At 30.3% G+C, this 16,199-nt stretch carries 20 protein-coding genes; all 20 read right to left on the bottom strand.

Annotated features, from left to right (window positions below; genetic code table 11):
* Nucleotides 1–64: 64 nt before the first annotated feature.
* Complete coding sequence (locus H526_RS31410; RefSeq protein WP_081415548.1) at nt 65–793, bottom strand: lysozyme inhibitor LprI family protein; 729 nt, start codon at nt 791–793, stop codon at nt 65–67.
* A gap of 155 nt (nt 794–948) precedes the next feature.
* A complete protein-coding gene (locus tag H526_RS31655) occupies nt 949–1,209 on the bottom strand; it encodes a hypothetical protein (RefSeq protein ID WP_027391805.1) in 261 nt (86 codons plus the stop codon).
* A gap of 5 nt (nt 1,210–1,214) precedes the next feature.
* On the bottom strand, nt 1,215–1,610 hold the full coding sequence (locus H526_RS0104005) for an Imm7 family immunity protein (protein WP_027391804.1): 396 nt from the start codon (nt 1,608–1,610) through the stop codon (nt 1,215–1,217).
* A gap of 886 nt (nt 1,611–2,496) precedes the next feature.
* Complete coding sequence (locus H526_RS0103995; protein ID WP_027391802.1) at nt 2,497–3,249, bottom strand: GNAT family N-acetyltransferase; 753 nt, start codon at nt 3,247–3,249, stop codon at nt 2,497–2,499.
* A 306-nt stretch (nt 3,250–3,555) separates the two neighbouring features.
* Nucleotides 3,556–3,996 (bottom strand): hypothetical protein, encoded by a 441-nt coding sequence (locus H526_RS0103990; protein ID WP_155839612.1) that lies wholly within the window; start codon nt 3,994–3,996, stop codon nt 3,556–3,558.
* 196 nt (nt 3,997–4,192) lie between these two features.
* The gene (locus H526_RS0103985) at nt 4,193–4,660 is read right to left on the bottom strand and encodes a hypothetical protein (protein ID WP_027391800.1); all 468 of its coding nucleotides are present in this window, start codon (nt 4,658–4,660) and stop codon (nt 4,193–4,195) included.
* Between the two features lie 200 nt (nt 4,661–4,860).
* Complete coding sequence (locus tag H526_RS0103980) at nt 4,861–5,502, bottom strand: hypothetical protein (protein ID WP_027391799.1); 642 nt, start codon at nt 5,500–5,502, stop codon at nt 4,861–4,863.
* A gap of 618 nt (nt 5,503–6,120) precedes the next feature.
* Nucleotides 6,121–6,567 (bottom strand): hypothetical protein, encoded by a 447-nt coding sequence (locus tag H526_RS0103970; protein WP_027391797.1) that lies wholly within the window; start codon nt 6,565–6,567, stop codon nt 6,121–6,123.
* Nucleotides 6,568–6,777: 210 nt separating this feature from the next.
* Nucleotides 6,778–7,197: a hypothetical protein gene (locus H526_RS0103965; protein WP_155839611.1), complete on the bottom strand. Its 420-nt coding sequence runs from the start codon at nt 7,195–7,197 to the stop codon at nt 6,778–6,780.
* Nucleotides 7,198–7,370: 173 nt separating this feature from the next.
* Complete coding sequence (locus H526_RS0103960) at nt 7,371–8,027, bottom strand: alpha/beta fold hydrolase (RefSeq protein ID WP_027391795.1); 657 nt, start codon at nt 8,025–8,027, stop codon at nt 7,371–7,373.
* A 230-nt stretch (nt 8,028–8,257) separates the two neighbouring features.
* The gene (nfi, locus tag H526_RS32200; protein ID WP_211237822.1) at nt 8,258–9,283 is read right to left on the bottom strand and encodes a deoxyribonuclease V; all 1,026 of its coding nucleotides are present in this window, start codon (nt 9,281–9,283) and stop codon (nt 8,258–8,260) included.
* Nucleotides 9,284–9,489: 206 nt separating this feature from the next.
* Nucleotides 9,490–10,035 carry a hypothetical protein gene (locus H526_RS0103945; RefSeq protein ID WP_027391793.1) on the bottom strand — a complete coding sequence of 182 codons (546 nt, stop codon included), beginning with the start codon at nt 10,033–10,035 and terminating at the stop codon, nt 9,490–9,492.
* Nucleotides 10,036–10,269: 234 nt separating this feature from the next.
* Complete coding sequence (locus H526_RS0103940; RefSeq protein WP_027391792.1) at nt 10,270–10,509, bottom strand: hypothetical protein; 240 nt, start codon at nt 10,507–10,509, stop codon at nt 10,270–10,272.
* 372 nt (nt 10,510–10,881) lie between these two features.
* On the bottom strand, nt 10,882–11,595 hold the full coding sequence (locus tag H526_RS0103935; protein WP_027391791.1) for a hypothetical protein: 714 nt from the start codon (nt 11,593–11,595) through the stop codon (nt 10,882–10,884).
* 190 nt (nt 11,596–11,785) lie between these two features.
* The gene (locus tag H526_RS0103930) at nt 11,786–12,514 is read right to left on the bottom strand and encodes a DUF2071 domain-containing protein (RefSeq protein WP_027391790.1); all 729 of its coding nucleotides are present in this window, start codon (nt 12,512–12,514) and stop codon (nt 11,786–11,788) included.
* Nucleotides 12,515–12,718: 204 nt separating this feature from the next.
* Nucleotides 12,719–13,405 carry a hypothetical protein gene (locus H526_RS28225; RefSeq protein ID WP_035084452.1) on the bottom strand — a complete coding sequence of 229 codons (687 nt, stop codon included), beginning with the start codon at nt 13,403–13,405 and terminating at the stop codon, nt 12,719–12,721.
* Between the two features lie 231 nt (nt 13,406–13,636).
* The gene (locus H526_RS0103920) at nt 13,637–14,191 is read right to left on the bottom strand and encodes a hypothetical protein (protein ID WP_027391789.1); all 555 of its coding nucleotides are present in this window, start codon (nt 14,189–14,191) and stop codon (nt 13,637–13,639) included.
* Nucleotides 14,192–14,472: 281 nt separating this feature from the next.
* Nucleotides 14,473–14,925 carry a hypothetical protein gene (locus H526_RS0103915; RefSeq protein WP_027391788.1) on the bottom strand — a complete coding sequence of 151 codons (453 nt, stop codon included), beginning with the start codon at nt 14,923–14,925 and terminating at the stop codon, nt 14,473–14,475.
* A 200-nt stretch (nt 14,926–15,125) separates the two neighbouring features.
* On the bottom strand, nt 15,126–15,668 hold the full coding sequence (locus H526_RS0103910) for a hypothetical protein (protein WP_027391787.1): 543 nt from the start codon (nt 15,666–15,668) through the stop codon (nt 15,126–15,128).
* 47 nt (nt 15,669–15,715) lie between these two features.
* Nucleotides 15,716–16,177: a hypothetical protein gene (locus H526_RS0103905; protein ID WP_027391786.1), complete on the bottom strand. Its 462-nt coding sequence runs from the start codon at nt 16,175–16,177 to the stop codon at nt 15,716–15,718.
* Between the last annotated feature and the right edge of the window lie 22 nt (nt 16,178–16,199).

Genomic DNA, 16,199 nt, shown 5'->3' with positions numbered 1-16,199 from the left:
TACATAAACCTTTCGGTTAAGCACTTATTAGCTATGTTTTATACACCGTGTTGGCAACTGGTTTTTATTTTTCAAATTCAAACCATTTTTTAAGCATATAAACTTGGTCAATGATCTTTCCGTTTTTTATTATTTCTATTTTCAAAAACTCATTTTCGGTTGTGATATATTTCAATTCAATATCTTTCATTCCACTTGTGTCATAAAATGCTCCATATTTACAACTAAAAGGATTATTCTCAACCTCATTTGTAAATACTGATAGTAAAATCATTTTTTCTGAATAGATGTCTTTGTTTTTGTATCCAAAAATTCTGTGGTCTTTTTTCATATTCCCTGTCATCCAAATAGAATTATCTTTTTCGATAAAAGCTTTTCCCATATATTGAGAATCAATTTCCTCAATAATTTTTACAGAACCATTACAAACATCTCCTTCTTCAGTTCCGCTTACCCATTCGTTTAAAGTCTCAATTCTGTTATCTGTCAGTTCTTTTAAATAGAGTGCTCTACAAGTCGGATGAATTGAACCATATATTTTATCTGCGTAATTTGGGAATTTCATTTCCATTTCAGCATCTCGAAATTGAATCCAAAGTCTTTGTGATTTTTTAAGGTTTTCCACAAAGATTGTGTCCAATTTATATTTAGATAATATGGTCTTATATATTTCATTCAATGTTTTATCGGATTCGTTAAATTCTACATATGCTTCTTTATTCATTTCCGCTTGAGTTTGCGAGAAACAACTAAAACTAAATGTCAGAATTATGAATGTAAGTAGGTTTTTCATTGTCTTTTTCAACTTGTTGCCAACGGTCTCGGCTATGAGTAGTTGCGTGGTTTAGCACTTAACTTAGCAAGTACACACCAAACTGAAAATCCGCAAGGATTTTCAGAAGTAGGCGAGAACCAGCAATTACTTATAGTCTTTGTTGTGTGCAGTTTTTATTTGTTTTTTAAATTCTTTTCTTCTGTTGCCCACATAATAACATCTCGAAAATCGATTTTCGCTCTTTTAGTCAATTCCACAACTTCTGAATATTCTCCTTTTGCTAAATACAAAATAGACATTCTTGTATTCTTTAAATTATATTCAGATTCTGCCATAACGTGATTCAGGTTTATTGAAGATAATTCTTTAATCACTGAATTCCTCTGTTCGATTTTAAAATCATTATTTATAATATCAAGTATTTCGTTGTCCATAAATACTATTCTTCAACTTCTGGATTTAGTGGCGAAAGATAAGTGTCATTTAATTCTGTCACTTTGCCTTTTTTCATACGCCAAACTTTGAATTCGTTTTCGTTTCCTCTATCAACATCCTCATCGTCTTGAACATATAAAATTCCGTAAGAACCTTTTGATATTTCCGCAATCCACTTAAAGAAATCAATTACATGTTCTACTCGATGGTTATGATTTACCATAATTGACAAATGGTAAGTCCCATTTAAACATTTCAGTGAATAGATTTCATTTCCATAGTCTAGTTCAGTCGATATTTTTTGTTCTATTTGCGTTACAATTAAATTCAATAGTTCGTCATCATCATCTTCTTCTCGAAATGACTCTCTGATTATTGCCCATCCATTAAATTCAATCATTAATTGTTAGTTTTTTTGTCAAATTGCATACAACGTTTAATATATGTGTTGTAGCAGAGCAAAATGTTACCTTGCTTTTCGATTTTTCTGCGCATTGGTTGCTAACTTTTCCTCTCAGCAAGCATTGCGCCTTATCAAAAATACAACAACCTTTCGATTCATCACTTAGCTGCTATGATCACATATATAGTGTTACAGCACGTACTGTTTTTCTGAGTTATACTCCTTAAATATCACGTTTAATTTCCGTTAATTCTCCGTAAAAACACTTCATTTAGCCGTCCGAGTACTGTTCGCCGCACGTTTTGATTGCGTTTCATTCCTCAATCTTAGGTTTTCTTTCAGATTCCAGTTAAACTTCCGCAAATCCGTCATTTTTTCGTCTGAGTGATGTCAGACGTTGCTTTTAGCTTCTTTATGTAATTTATGTATAGAATTACTTGTAATATGAAATTTGGGATTAATACTATAGATGGTATCACAACTCCTAAACCATGAAAAGTTACACTGGTATATAATAATATTAATATAGAAATCATTGTTGGTATAAAAAATAATACTCTTTCAGTTTCAATTTTTGTTTTGAATTTTTCTCTAGCTATAAATAATAAAGGTAAGTATGAAAAAATACTTAATAAGATATATGCTAAGCCAAATAATTTTACCATACAGCTATCTCCTGAACATTCCTTGTTAATAAACAATATTAAAGATGGAATAATATTAACTATAATAGCAAAAAAGTATATTTTCAAATTATAAAATTTCACTTCTTTTTTGATTATGGATGTAGGTATATTATTGAATGTGCTGTAACGTTTCTTGTATGTTGTGTCTGCCTGCCGAAGGCGGCAGATGCAATATACAAACTGTTGTAGTGCGTTTTTTATCCAATTAGTTTCTCTAAATGTTTTTCAACTTTCATTTCTAAACTCACTAATTCTCCTTTGTAGAAAACACTATTAATGATCCAAGGAATCGGCATTTTCTGTCCGTCTTCTTTACTCGAAATATGATTTATTGTCAATGGAATTTTCTTTCTTTCTGCATATTCTCGAAGGATTTGATTTGTGTAAAAGTCTGTAAAAGGACAAGTATTTGAATAATATGCTGTAATTCCTTTTTTGTCAGGACAAGTTCCCGATTTCGCAGATTCCATTATTTTCGGAAATTCAGCTTTCGGATTTGTCTTAATTCCCCATAATTTAAAAAAAGGCGGTGCTTCATCAATAATCTCAAATCCTTGATATTTAAGAAATTTCGGGTCAGTCATAAAAGGTCTTTTTTTGTCGCTCGAAATTGCAACAATCCCGTCCATTCCTTTTTCTTTTGTGTCTTTAATACATTGTTGAAGTAGTTTTTTCCCGTTTCCGTGACCTTTAAATTGTCCCGAAACCCAAAAACAGTTAATTACCATAAAGTTTTTTCCAAAAAGAGGAAGCCAAGAAGTTTCAATCGGCACATATTCAATAAACACTTTTCCACGAACATCTATTTTTTGAAAATTGTATCCATTTTTAAACTCTGTTTTTAGCCAATCCTTTTTCTTTTGGTATCCGTCCGCACATTTTTTGTCGCTTATTGCACAACAAATATGTTCATCTTGGATATTTTTTTCCGTTAATTTTAGAATTTCCATTGTTTTATGTTTTCCTCAAAATTATAATTGGACTACACTTTCTCCTATGATAATTATCAGCTTTTCCAGTGATTCTTCTTGATAGTTCAGGTGTTTCTTAAATGCACTACAACGTCTCGGCTATGGTTAGTACGGGAATTAAAAGTAGTGAACTTTCGATTAAGCACTTAGCCAAATTTTTTTATTTTGTTTTATCTTTTTCATTTTAAAGCCAAATCAAAAGATTTGGCGGACTTGATTTAAAGCTCTAAACTTTGGGTTATGTACAAACTGTATTAACTATAGCCATTGTTGTGCTTAGTGTTTTTATTCATCGTAATTGTCCAATTTCCAATTTTTATTCGGTCTGATTTTTTTCCAGTCCCAATATTTAGAAAACAATTCATCGTGGAGCATTTCAGCATTTTCAGCTAACTCATCCGTTTTATCCACAAAACTAATTTCAGTCCATTTTCCAAGATTTTCATCTGGGTCGGAAGTTCCGTCAATAATATTTAGTAGTTCAAATAAAACTCCAGCAGAGTTATCCGCTAAAATTTTTCTCAATGCACCTTTTAAAATCGGGTCATTTTTTAATTTTTCCAGAGAAGATTTTTCCATTTCAGTTAAACCTCCATTTGGTGGATAAGTCAAAAAATCAGTAGAGTTTCCTTTTTCCAATTCGTCAGCTACGTATTCTGCATTTTCCTCAATTTTTTGTTGAAGAAAAAGCATTAAAGTGTTGATATTATATTCCGATAGTTTCATTTTTCCCATTAAGCACAACGCCAAAGATATGAATCGGAGCAAGGCAAAAAAGCCTGAACTAATCGATCTATCTGCGCATTTTTATTTCTTATTAAATTTATAAAAATCTAGCGCCATTGCAAAAAGGAATAACCCTTCGATCGAACACTAAATTGCTCTGATTTCATATATAATGTTATAAGCTTTTTTCTAATTTTTATTGCTCAGATAAAATTTCGAAATCATCTAGATTAACATCTACTTTTTTGAGTACTCTTACTATTTTACTACTATATTCTTTAAGTTTAAGAGTGTCTTTATTTAAGGATATTATTTCGTAAAAAGGTTTGTCAAACTTATATATAGAATTATTGATGATTTTAGATCTAAATTTCGAACCATATTCAAAGCGATATTCATAAAGATATTTTTTTTCAATCACATAATGCCATTTAGTAATCCTCGGATCTTCAAGTTTTCGTTTCTCTATAACTTTTTGAATACTATCCGTCTTCCTCCGTTCCTCTTCCGTTTCATTAATCTCCAATTGGCCAATATTTATTTTTGGCTTATCTGATATCTCTTCTATTAGTTCCCATGTACCAATTAGTTCACTTTTCTCAGGTTTTTGGGCATATGAGTATGAAATCAAAAGAAGTAGTATGTATAAAACTTGTTTTGCCATCAATAATTAATCTTGTTGCTTATAACGGTTAATATATGTGTCGTAGCAGGGCAAAATGTTACCTTGCTTTTCGATATTTCTGCGCATTGGTTGCTAACTTTTACTTTCTGCAATCATTGCGCCTTACCAAATATACACGAACCTTTCGATTGATCACCTAGCTGCTATGATCACATATATAGTGTTAGCCTTTCGCCTTTTTATTCATTCAAATATCCGAAACCCATTACGTGCCATTTTTTTCCAAATGACGATGTAATCTTTTCAAAGTCAGACTTATTGTTAGATGCGTAATACACAGAATTTCCATTGATTCCTATGATATCATTTATGCAAGTTTCGTAGAAACTCATCTTTAGGTTATATATGTTTGCGATATCCAAATCAATAGGTTCAATTTCAATCTTGCGAAAAAAACCATCACTTATTTTTCTGATGAATTCTTGTTGAGTATATTCTCCTTTCGCAGAAAACTCCAAAGAAAAACATGAAGTTATATGAATTTCATTTATTAAGAAATCTTCTACTGAATAGTTTACTTTCACCCATTTTTCTTTATATGGTTTGAAAAGTAAGCTGTTGTTTTCATTAACATTAATAGCCCATTTATCACCAGTTTGAGCATCAGTATTAATTTCTAAATATCCATAATTGTTGATATTTAAGCAACTTAGAACCCATCTGAATATACTCGAATTCACACCTATTGTTCTATAAAAATCGTATAAAATTTCGGGGAATTCAATCCCTAATTTAGTTTCTATTTTTTTTATATCTTCATCAAAACTAACAAAATCACTTTCTTTTATATTATGTAATTTTTTTATTTTTTTCAATTCCATCAACTTCTTTTTAGGGGTGAAGGCTAACGTTTAGCTATGCGTAGTGCGGAAGCAGAAAATCACTGTTTTCCAAGCTAGCACTTAGCCAAAGTTTATGTTTTGTTTTTATATTTTCTAAAATACTAAATTTAAATCTTTGGCGACAAACCAAATAGACAACGGTCTTTCGATTAAACCAAAATCTCGCATTACCGCATAGGTGTTGTTAGCATACGTTTTTTTGCTTTTACTTCGACTAGAGCAACCTCAATTATTGTTGATAAAAATACAGCAAGAATCAAATCAAAGCAGTATGGATATCTATAATAAAATCCGGCAAAAAGCCTAAAATCAATTTCTGTCGTTTGGTTTTTCCAGAGTATTGTATAATATATTGACGATATTAATAGAGGTGTCAATAGTATTAAAATTCTAAATAATCTCTTTACATATATTTTGTCAATTATTAGTAATAGGATAGGGGTAAACCATAGCCATCCAATTGTTATAAATGAGTTGAATTCTGCATATTGAATAGATACTCTCGTTTTATAGTGACTTGAGGAGTAAATTATTTGTGATTCTATTAATGTCATAATTAGACAAATTAACCAAAATCCAAAAAATATTCTAATTCTTTTAAAGTCCAATTTTTAAATCGTTTATTTTCAGTTCTTGTTCTTTTTCGTCTCCAAAATCTAACAACTCTATTATTTCACTGCCTTCAATTTCAATCCATAGTTTTCCAGTTAACGATTCAGTTTCTTTCAAATAGTCCACTTCAACATTCCGAATCAGCTTATCGGCTAAATTATAATCTAACATCAAATCAATAATTCTGTATGTATCAGATTCCTCAAAATCTTCCTTTATTAACTCCTCCATTTCTTTTTGAGTGTATTCTGTCCAATGTAGCATCCAAGCATCCATAAAAAACCGATTACATTTCTTGTCAGAGGTTATCAACCAAAAAATCATAGGTATAAATTCGGAACCTTTTTTTTCTCCACTCACTTTGAAAAAGGTAATCTTTTTCCGTATAGGTTCGTCTACTTTTCCTTTAAATTTATCTATTTGGAATTCCATTTTGAGAATGTATGCTAACGTTAAGTATAAGAAACGTAGGGCAAGTGATAAGCGATACGTTTCGGGTTGGTACTAAGTCAAATATAATATTTTGCTTTTTTTTTGTTGAAAATGCCAAATTTTATATTTGGCGACTTTGTTAATAAACACAGGCTTTTAAGTTAAGCCTAAACCGCCCTATGTTTTTTATACATTGTTGTAGCACGTTTTTTATTCAAAATCTTTTTCTGTTAATATCAGTTTGTATTCTACTTCGTCCATTGATAAAAGTCCATTTTTCAATACTCTATATTTCCAGTTTTTTCGGTCATTTATGTTTTTTCTCAAAGTTCGATTGTCCATTTTTACAATTATGGTATCTATTCCATTTAGAAAATCAATTCCTTTATCGTGAGCATTTCCTATTTCTCCATATTCCGCAATTATTAATTCTGTCGTAGGATTTATTTCAACGTTCTTTACAGAATCTTTTTCGGTTATACTTCTATTTTCGAATTTCAGTTTCGAATCAATTTTCAATTCAGATTCAGTTCTGTTTTCAACAACATATTTGTTCACAACTCCAGGGTCACAAGAAGTGAATATTATTAAAATCAGAATAGGAATTATGCTTTTTATTCGTTTTTTCAAATGTGCTACAACGTTCAGTATAAGAAACGTAGGGCAGTTTATAAGCGATACGTTTCGGTTTGGTACTGAGCCAAATATAATATTTTGCTTTTATCTTTTTTGTTGAAAATGCCAAATTTTATATTTGGCGACTTTGCAAAGAATCACAGGCCTTTTGGTTAAGCACAAAAGCCCTATGTTTTTTTATACCTTGTTGTAGCACGTTTTATTTGATTGTTTATTATTTCACTTATTTCATCAGCTTTATCCACAATCATAAAGTGCCCTCCATTTTCAATTAATTCCATTTTAGTATTTCCTTTAGGTGGAATCAATTTGTCTTTCGTTCCATTTATTTTTAGGACATTTTTTAATTGAGTTATATTTTTCCAGTTTGTCAATTCATTAACAGCCCATTTAGCAAACAACAGGTCAGTATCATCCAAAATATCATTAAGTAATTTGGTGTTTTTTGCTCCAAATAAATATTTAGCAATTAACCTTGGAGGGTCGAATAGAGAAGTAGGCATCAGTTTTATCAATTTCGTTTTTCCAAACCACCTGAATATTGTTCTTAATTCATTTTTTGTATGAGCTGAAGAAATCAGAATTGTTGTTTTAGGATTGAGAATCTTACTTATTTCACTTGCTATTAATCCTCCGAAACTAACTCCAATTAAACAGAAATCATTTTTAGTATCTATTACAACACTTAACCTCTTAGAGTAATTTTCAATAGATTCATTTTTATGTGGATCAATCCAATCAATGGGAATAAATTCAAACTCCAATGATAAAGAATCAAAAACTCTTTTGTCAGCACCAAGTCCACTTATTCCATATATTTTCAATCTCTATATTTTTTTTGAGTAATGTGCTACAACGTCTCGGCTATGGTTAGTACGGGATTAAAAGGAACTGTCCTTTCGATTAAGCACTTAGCCAAAACTTTTTATTTTGTTTTATCTTTTCATTTTGAAGCCAAATCAAAAGATTTGGCGGTCTTTGTTAAAAGCTCTAAACTTTGAGTTAAGAACCAAAACCCATATTAATTATAGCTATTGTTGTAGGTAGTGTCTTTTTACTCTTCCTCATTAGATAATCTATCCTTCATTAATTTATTAACCATTTGGTCAGATCTCCTTGTTGTTTCAGGTAAGCGAAACTCTGGGCATAACTCTAAAACTAATGATGTAGCTGTCTCTAAGCTTATTTTATGTCCTATACTAATATATAGAGGTTTTATGTTATGTTGTGTTCTTAATACGTTTCCTATAATCTCATTATTCCATTTCAAAGGAGTTAAACTACCTCTTTCTATATTTAATTTATTCTCTTCCCAAATACCGATTAATTTTTTTTTAGCACATCCTATTGTTGGTATATTTAGTTTAATCCCTAAATGTGTTGCCATTCCAATTCCTTTAGGGTGAGCAATACCTTGACCATCACATATTATAATGTCTGGTTTTATTTTTAATCTATTATATGCTTCAATGATTGAAGGGACTTCTCTAAATGAAAATAAACCAGGTACGTAAGGAAATGAAATTTCCATTTCAAAATACGATTTATCTATTATTTCAAAGTTTTGTCTATCAAGAACTACAATTGCACCAATCATTTTTTGTTGCTCTTCATTATATGCAACATCTACACCTCCAATTAATTTTAAAGGATTAGAAAACACATCTTTTTTAACAACCTTCTCTTTCATTTCATTTTGCTCAATGAAATATGGTATTAAATCATTATTAAAATTGTAAAGACCTTGTTTTATTCTTAATTTTCTTTCATAAGCCCAAGTCAATCTCCTTCCTAATTCTTCACTAACTCCAGAGCCTATATATGCAACTTCACTTAAACTACTCCATAATTGACCATTGGCTATTTCATCAATATGTTTTATTACCTTAGGGTATCTTGCCATAAAATAATCGATATCAAGGTGTTCTTTTTTTAAATTTAAAGAATCTAAAGTGATAAGATTACCATTTAAATCCCAAGAAATCAATTCTATTTCGTCACCCATATCGTAGATTGAAAGAGAATAGCCATATTTTCCTTTAGAAAAAAAGTACCCATTTGAATTATCGTTTCCGTTCATTTTTTTTATTACCTACAACGTTCTGCCTATGCGTAGTGCGGTAGCAGAAAATAACTGGTTTTCGAGCTAGCACTTAGCCAAAGTTTATGTTTTGTTTTTATTTTTTCTAAAATACTAAATTTAATACTTTGGCGACAAACCAAATAAGTAATGACATTTCGATTATACCAAAAACCGCATTATCGCATAGGTGTTGTTATAGCACGTTATTCGTTCCACCATATTACTTTTTCAAACTTCGAATCAATTTCAGACTCATTCAACTTTAGTTTGATTTCAAAGCAGGGTTCAGGGTAATTCTCCAATGTATAATTTTCAGGGTCAAACATTTGTCTTATTTCTATATCGTAAAGTCCGTTTTCTAATTCCAATTTTAAATCCGCATTCATATCAGATGGTAATTTTTCATCAGAATATTGGGCACACATTGTTAAATCATCATAATTAACAAGATATAGGCATTCATTAGTTACTTTGACTTGAGTTTTAATATCTCTGAAAGCTGATTTGGACGTAAACTCATCAAGTAAATCAATAGTCATTAAATTTTGAGTTCCAGTATTCCAAATAACACAATTTTTGTTATTCGTTTCATCGTTAAATCGCTTAAGTACGTCTTCCAATTCCCAATCCTCATTAATGAATGTCTTATATAATTGAGTGTTTACAAATCCAATAAAACCTGAACCATCATAAATTTCCAAGCGATTTTTATTCGACTTTTTATTTTTTAAGAAGTTTAATAATTTCATCTAATTGATTTTCTGGAATGTGCTATAACGTTTAATATATGTGTCGTAGCAGGGCAAAATGTTACCTTGCTTTTCGATTTTTCTGCGCATTGATTGCTAACTTTTACTTTCGGCAAGCATTGTGCCTCACCAAATATAGACGAACCATTTGATTCATCACCTAGCTGCTATGATCACATATATGTTGTTATGGCGTGTATCTTTTTTGATTAAACAGTATTGAATGTATTCTTCTCAATCATTATTGGAATCAAAGTAATCTTTTAAGTCTTGATGATCATTTATTACATCGGCAACATATAAGAACTTGTAATCACCTGTTTCCTTATTCACGTATAAAGGAGGACCAGCAAATTTCTGATCTTCTTTTTCTTTACTGTAGATATAAATTGATTTTTCTAAATTTATTCGTTCAACGATTATTTTATCCTTGATTAGATCTTTTATCTTTTTTTCCAATTCACTTTCTTTCATTTTCCGAATGTTGTTTTTAATTCCGATGCTGATCAGTGTAAAAAGCGATTTTTTTTTAACAAGTTATTACTTCAAAACACTTGTCGATATTGGTTTTTCCATCGCTTTTTTTCGATTTGGGACTAACTATCAAAAACATACTCAAGTCACAGGTCTGGCTTTTGTCCGCCGTAGCGTATTGCTTTTCACATTCTGAGTATGTGCCATAACGTTTAATATATGTGTCGTAGCAGGGCAAAATGTTACCTTGCTTTTCGATATTTCTGCGCATTGGTTGCTAACTTTTTCATTCTGCAAGCATTGCGCCTTACCAAAAATACTACAACCATTCGATTCATCACTTAGCTGCTATGATCACATATATGTTGTTAGCTAACGTTTTTTTGTCAGTTTTATATCTCCTGAATATTTATCCATAAATTCAAACTTTTGTCCACTTCTTACCATTCTATTAATGACCATCGTTTTATCCGTCAATTCTTTTATTCTCCATTTTCTTTCTTGTCCGTCGATAGGATTGAGTAATTCCATCAAGATAAATTCATTTGAGTGATTAATTTTTATATCAGATTCTGAAATTTCAAATGAGTTAAGTTTGATTTTTTCTTCAGTGATTTCATAATATGGAGGCCATTCAAAATCTGTATTTGTTATAAGAGGAGGTGGAGGAGGAGCAGTTTCTTTCGTTTGATTTTTATATTCATCTTGGATCCATTTTCCATATAACATTTCTTTTGTCCAATTTGTTTTTCTACGAATCATTTTAACTATATGATCTTCTTCACCAATAAATAATCCTTCATAACTGTCAGTTCCATTTTTTTTAATTCCCATTACTCCATTGTCTAGAATCAAGAAATTAGAATTTTTAAAAGTGGAAACTCTATATGGACGTAATTTATCATTATGCTGAACCATTAAATATGTTGAATCTTTAAAATCAATAATTAGAGTGTCTTTTTCAGATTCCGCGATCATATTAAAAGTTTTTCCTCTTAATTCACTTGAGATATTAGCCGATTCGAACTCTTCATTACAACTAAGTAGGGTAAGAACCAGGAGCAGAAATATATTTAATTTATTCATTAGTATATGTTAGCTAACGTCTCGTGTAAGAAACGTAGGGCAGGTGATAAGCAATACGTTTCGGTTTGGTACTAAGCCAAATATAATATTTTGCTTTTATCTTTTTTTATTGAAAACGTCAAATTTTATATTTGGCGGGCTTTGCAAGTAGACACAGAACTTTGGAGTTAACACAAATGCCCTATGTTTTTTATACCTTGTTAGGTGTAGTTTTTATTTTGTCCAATCCTATCCATTCGTGTTCAATGTCTTTCATCAAAAGTGCATTGTCAAATTTTACAGAGCCTTTTGGGAAAATACTTTCATTCTCAAAAAAGCTTGATTTTACATCCTCAACATCTAAAAGCGATATTTTCCAATTATAAGCTTTTAACTCAAGTCCATCGTAGTCATTTTTGTCGGGGGAATATCCAATAGAGCCATCTTCAAAGAAATCAGATACACATTGGAGATTTTCAAACACGCTTTCGTTATTCCAAGTGTCAGTTTCTTTTGCTTTAATCGATAGAGAAGTTTTGTCATCGCTTACAAATCCAACTTCGTAATTGCCATTATTTTCACTTACTGAGAAATCTGCTAAATGATGAATTCCAGGGAATATGGTTCCTCCAGCCAAAGAATTCAGTTTAGAAGAAGTATCTCTCCTTGGAATATAAACTCCTTCTTTTTGAATGCCATTTTCAGTCCATTCAACTGCAATTCTGTGAGCTCCATTCTCAGAAGATATTCCGATTTGTTTTGGTAAACCTTTAGGTCGAATTTCTTTTAGTCTGATTAGACAAATTCCAGCAATTCCTTTTCCGTTTACTAATTTAGGTTTAAAAGGTTTTGGTAAGTAATTTGCCAGAACTTCTTTGTCAACTTGATAATTGATTAAAATCCTTCTGTCTATTATTCCTTTTATTTTCGGTATTTTCATCGGTTTTTTGGAATTGCACCTAACGGTTCGTGTATGAAACGTAGCGTGTAAAAAGATACTACATTTTGAGTTTAGCACAGAGCCAATTTTTTATATTTTGTTTTAATTTTTTAGTTTTAAAGCTAAATTAAAAATTTGGCGGTTTTCGTAAATAAAAGCCAACCTTTCGATTAAGCACTTATTAGCTATGTTTTATACACCGTGTTACCTGCTGGCTTTTCTTTCGGTTGTAATTTTCCCAACTAATTCTGTTCCTTCTTGATTGAAAAAGAAAGTTGTCGAATCCTTTGGGTTTTCTTTATTCGAAATATGCAAACTTAACAGTTCGTAATTCGAGTCATATTTTTTAGTATTGTTAGTCAATTCATCAAGTCCGTTTACAGTTATATAATCGGAACTTGATTCTATCAAAGAGTTATAAATCCGTAGATTCAATTCGATACTTTGAGAACCAATGCTTTTTTTTAATTTATTCTCTTCACTATATTTTTCTATCGTTAATTTAATTAGTGGAAGATTAACTCTCTCGTCAATATATAAATCTTCTCTATCCAAATACATTTGAAGCAATTTTTTAAAGAGGTCTGTGTCCGACTTTAAATCTGTTCCCTTGTATTCATCTGTATTTCTTGTAACTTTTAAGTTCTTGAGTTTTATTCCACGTCTTTTAATTTCTAAATCAGCTTTGTAAATACAATTGTTAGTCCAACTTCTTGCAAAGAATAACGAATCGTTATGAATGAAGATATTCCATTTTTCATCCATACTTCCGGCAAAAATTCCTCTGTCTAAAAGTTCGAACTCTTTTTGTGATAAGTCAATATCCAATTCAGTATCAGCATATTTATTCGAGAATGATTCGGCTATTTTTATTTTTCGTTCGGTTTTCATTTTCAGCTTGCAGGTAACGCCAAATATATGAATCGGAGCAAGGCAAAAAAGCCTAAACCAATCGATCTATCTGCGCATTTTTATTTCTTGTTTAATTTATAAAAATCTAGCGCCATTGCAAAAAGGAAATGACCTTCTGATCTAGCACTATATTTTGCTCTGATTTCATATATGATGTTGTGGAGCGTATTGTTATTTATTTTGTCTAATTATCTCTATAAACTATAGATTTTAAGTCTTTTTAAAGAAATTTTGAATTTTTCCGCTATGACTAGATCCTAGAATGAATATATTGCCACTATGATCCCAATACTTTTCAATAATCAAATCTCCATCTATCGTCAGATAAATTCTAATTCTATCTATATAGATATTACTATAAATAATCGGAATAAAGGGTAGTATCTGAATATTTTTCTTATTAAAGAAAAACTCGTAATATCCTTTGTTTTTAAATTTACCTTTAAATTTTTCAGTTTTTTTTAAAGAGCCATTTTTAAAAGAAATTTGGAGGATGTTATCCTCAGTAAAGCTTATGGAAACAGAGTCTATATTAGGTCGCGACAGTTTAAATAATGATAATAATTCTGACTTATCGTTTCGGACGTGATTACTACTTTTTGATTTTTCAGGGGAATTTTGATACACTCCAGAAAAATTGTTATCAATATTCAGGATCTCGGTTTTTTTTATTTTTAATGCTGTAGCACAAGAACAAAAAATAAAAGGTATTAAGATTAATAATAAGACTGATTTATTATGTTTTCCAAGTTTTTGATATTCCATAGAAAGACTTTATTCTTTATACAAGATAAATTTCAGAAGGCTTTTTTCTATATGCTCTACAACGGTTTGTGTGTGAAATCGTAGCGTGTAAAAAGATACTGCATTTTGGATTTAACACCGAGCCAAATTTTTATATTTTGTTTTTAATTTTTCTCTTTTTAAAAGCCAAATTAAAAATTTGGCGGACTTTGTAAATAAACATAAACTTTTCGGTTTAGCACTTATTAGCTATGTTTTATACACCGTGTTGTACACAGTACTTTTTAGAATTCTACTTTTAGTTAATCATTATCTAAAGAAGCAAAAAATGTGTCAAGGTCTTCTTCTTCATATTCATTCAATATTATTTCTTTATCTAGTAACTTTTGAATCATTTCATAAATATATCCAGAATAATTAACTTCAAGTTTAATACTTATATCTGGACTATTAAAAATATCTTCTCCATTAAAATTTGAAATGACACTCATTTTATTGTTTCCAGAAAAATGGATTTGTATGTGAGGTTCCTTGTTTAAACCATGGTTTCTATTCCTTGATAATACTAAAGTCGTCAATGCCTGTCCGGCTCTTATTTTTTCATCTAGCCCTAAATCTCGCATTTGTTTAATCAAACGTAAAGCATCTTTACCTCTTGAACTCCAATCTCCATCAAAAGAACTATAAAATTCTTCAATAGAATTCCAACTTTCAATAAAATCTATCCTATGAGAATCTTTTTTTTGTTTTTTCATTCTTGTTTTTGCGTAATGATATTGTGTACAACGCCAAATATATGAATCGGAGCAAGGCAAACAAGCCAGAACCAATCGATCTATCTGCGCATTTTTATTTCTTATTAAACTTATAAAAATCTAGCGCCTTTGCAAAAATGAAATAACCTTTTGATTTGGCACTAAATTGCTCTGATTTCATATATAATGTTAGCAACATTTTATTTTTCCCATCGCCAGTGCGAGTTGTCGATATATTGGACGTCCATATTAGTCAATTTATTAACAAATTCTTTTGGTTTGGTTATATACTCTTTAGGAATGAGAAGCTTATTAACCTGATCTTTTAAATTAATTATGTAATAATTTTCGATTTCCGTAAGATTAGCGATTTCAGTTTTATAGTGCTTAGATTCAGAAAAATCCTCTTTGCCTATAATGTGATCATCTTTAATAATTAATATAGCACTCTCACTGTCTCTCTTTCTAACATGATTTTTAGCAATCATTTCTATTTCCTTCTGCTTTTCTTTTTTATAAAGCTTAGGAGCAAAAAATAACCAAACTGGAGATATTAATAAACAAATTGTTAAATAAGAATAGTCATTCAAAACAAACGACAATACAAGTCCAACTAGAATAATTATAGAAGGAACTCTAAAATAGTATTGCAATTTTGCTTTGTGGAAGTCCTTATGGTTCTCCAGTTGATACCAAAGATGAATTAGAAAATCCTCCTCATTTAATTTATATTCAATCTTCATATTTCTATTGTTGCTAACGGTTTGTATAAAAATCGTTTTAATGCTTTTTATACTTTGTTGTGTAGCGTTTTTATCTTTCCCTCTTTTAATTTAGATATTTCTGTCGACCAAGGACTGTGATGATCGATAATCCATTCACCATTTCTATATATAAAAGAAAGATAAGCACTCATAATAACATTTTCATGAATTTTCAAATTATCGCCTTCACTAGGAGTATATTCAAAGTCAAAACAATCTTCACAGTTTAAATTCAAAGCAATCCATTCCGCATTTAATCCATTACCTAAATCATTTATTGGCATCATATATCGACCTATTTCCGTAATTTCTTTTTCTCCATCAAATTTGAAAAGAGTCCAAATGTATTCTAACGGAATTTTAGAGTCTTTTGGATTAATCTGCTCGACTAGCTTCCCTTTCTTTCTTATAAATTTTTTTGGTTTTCGAAACTTTATACTTTCTTTATCACAAGAACAAAATTTTATTCTATTTTCGAAATCACACATAATTTTTTAATGCTACACAACG

Origin of the sequence: Aquimarina latercula DSM 2041 (genome assembly GCF_000430645.1) — a bacterium.
In the GTDB taxonomy this organism is placed as follows: domain Bacteria; phylum Bacteroidota; class Bacteroidia; order Flavobacteriales; family Flavobacteriaceae; genus Aquimarina; species Aquimarina latercula.
Note: the sequence above shows the minus strand (reverse complement) of the source record. Positions and strands in the feature narration are given on the sequence as shown.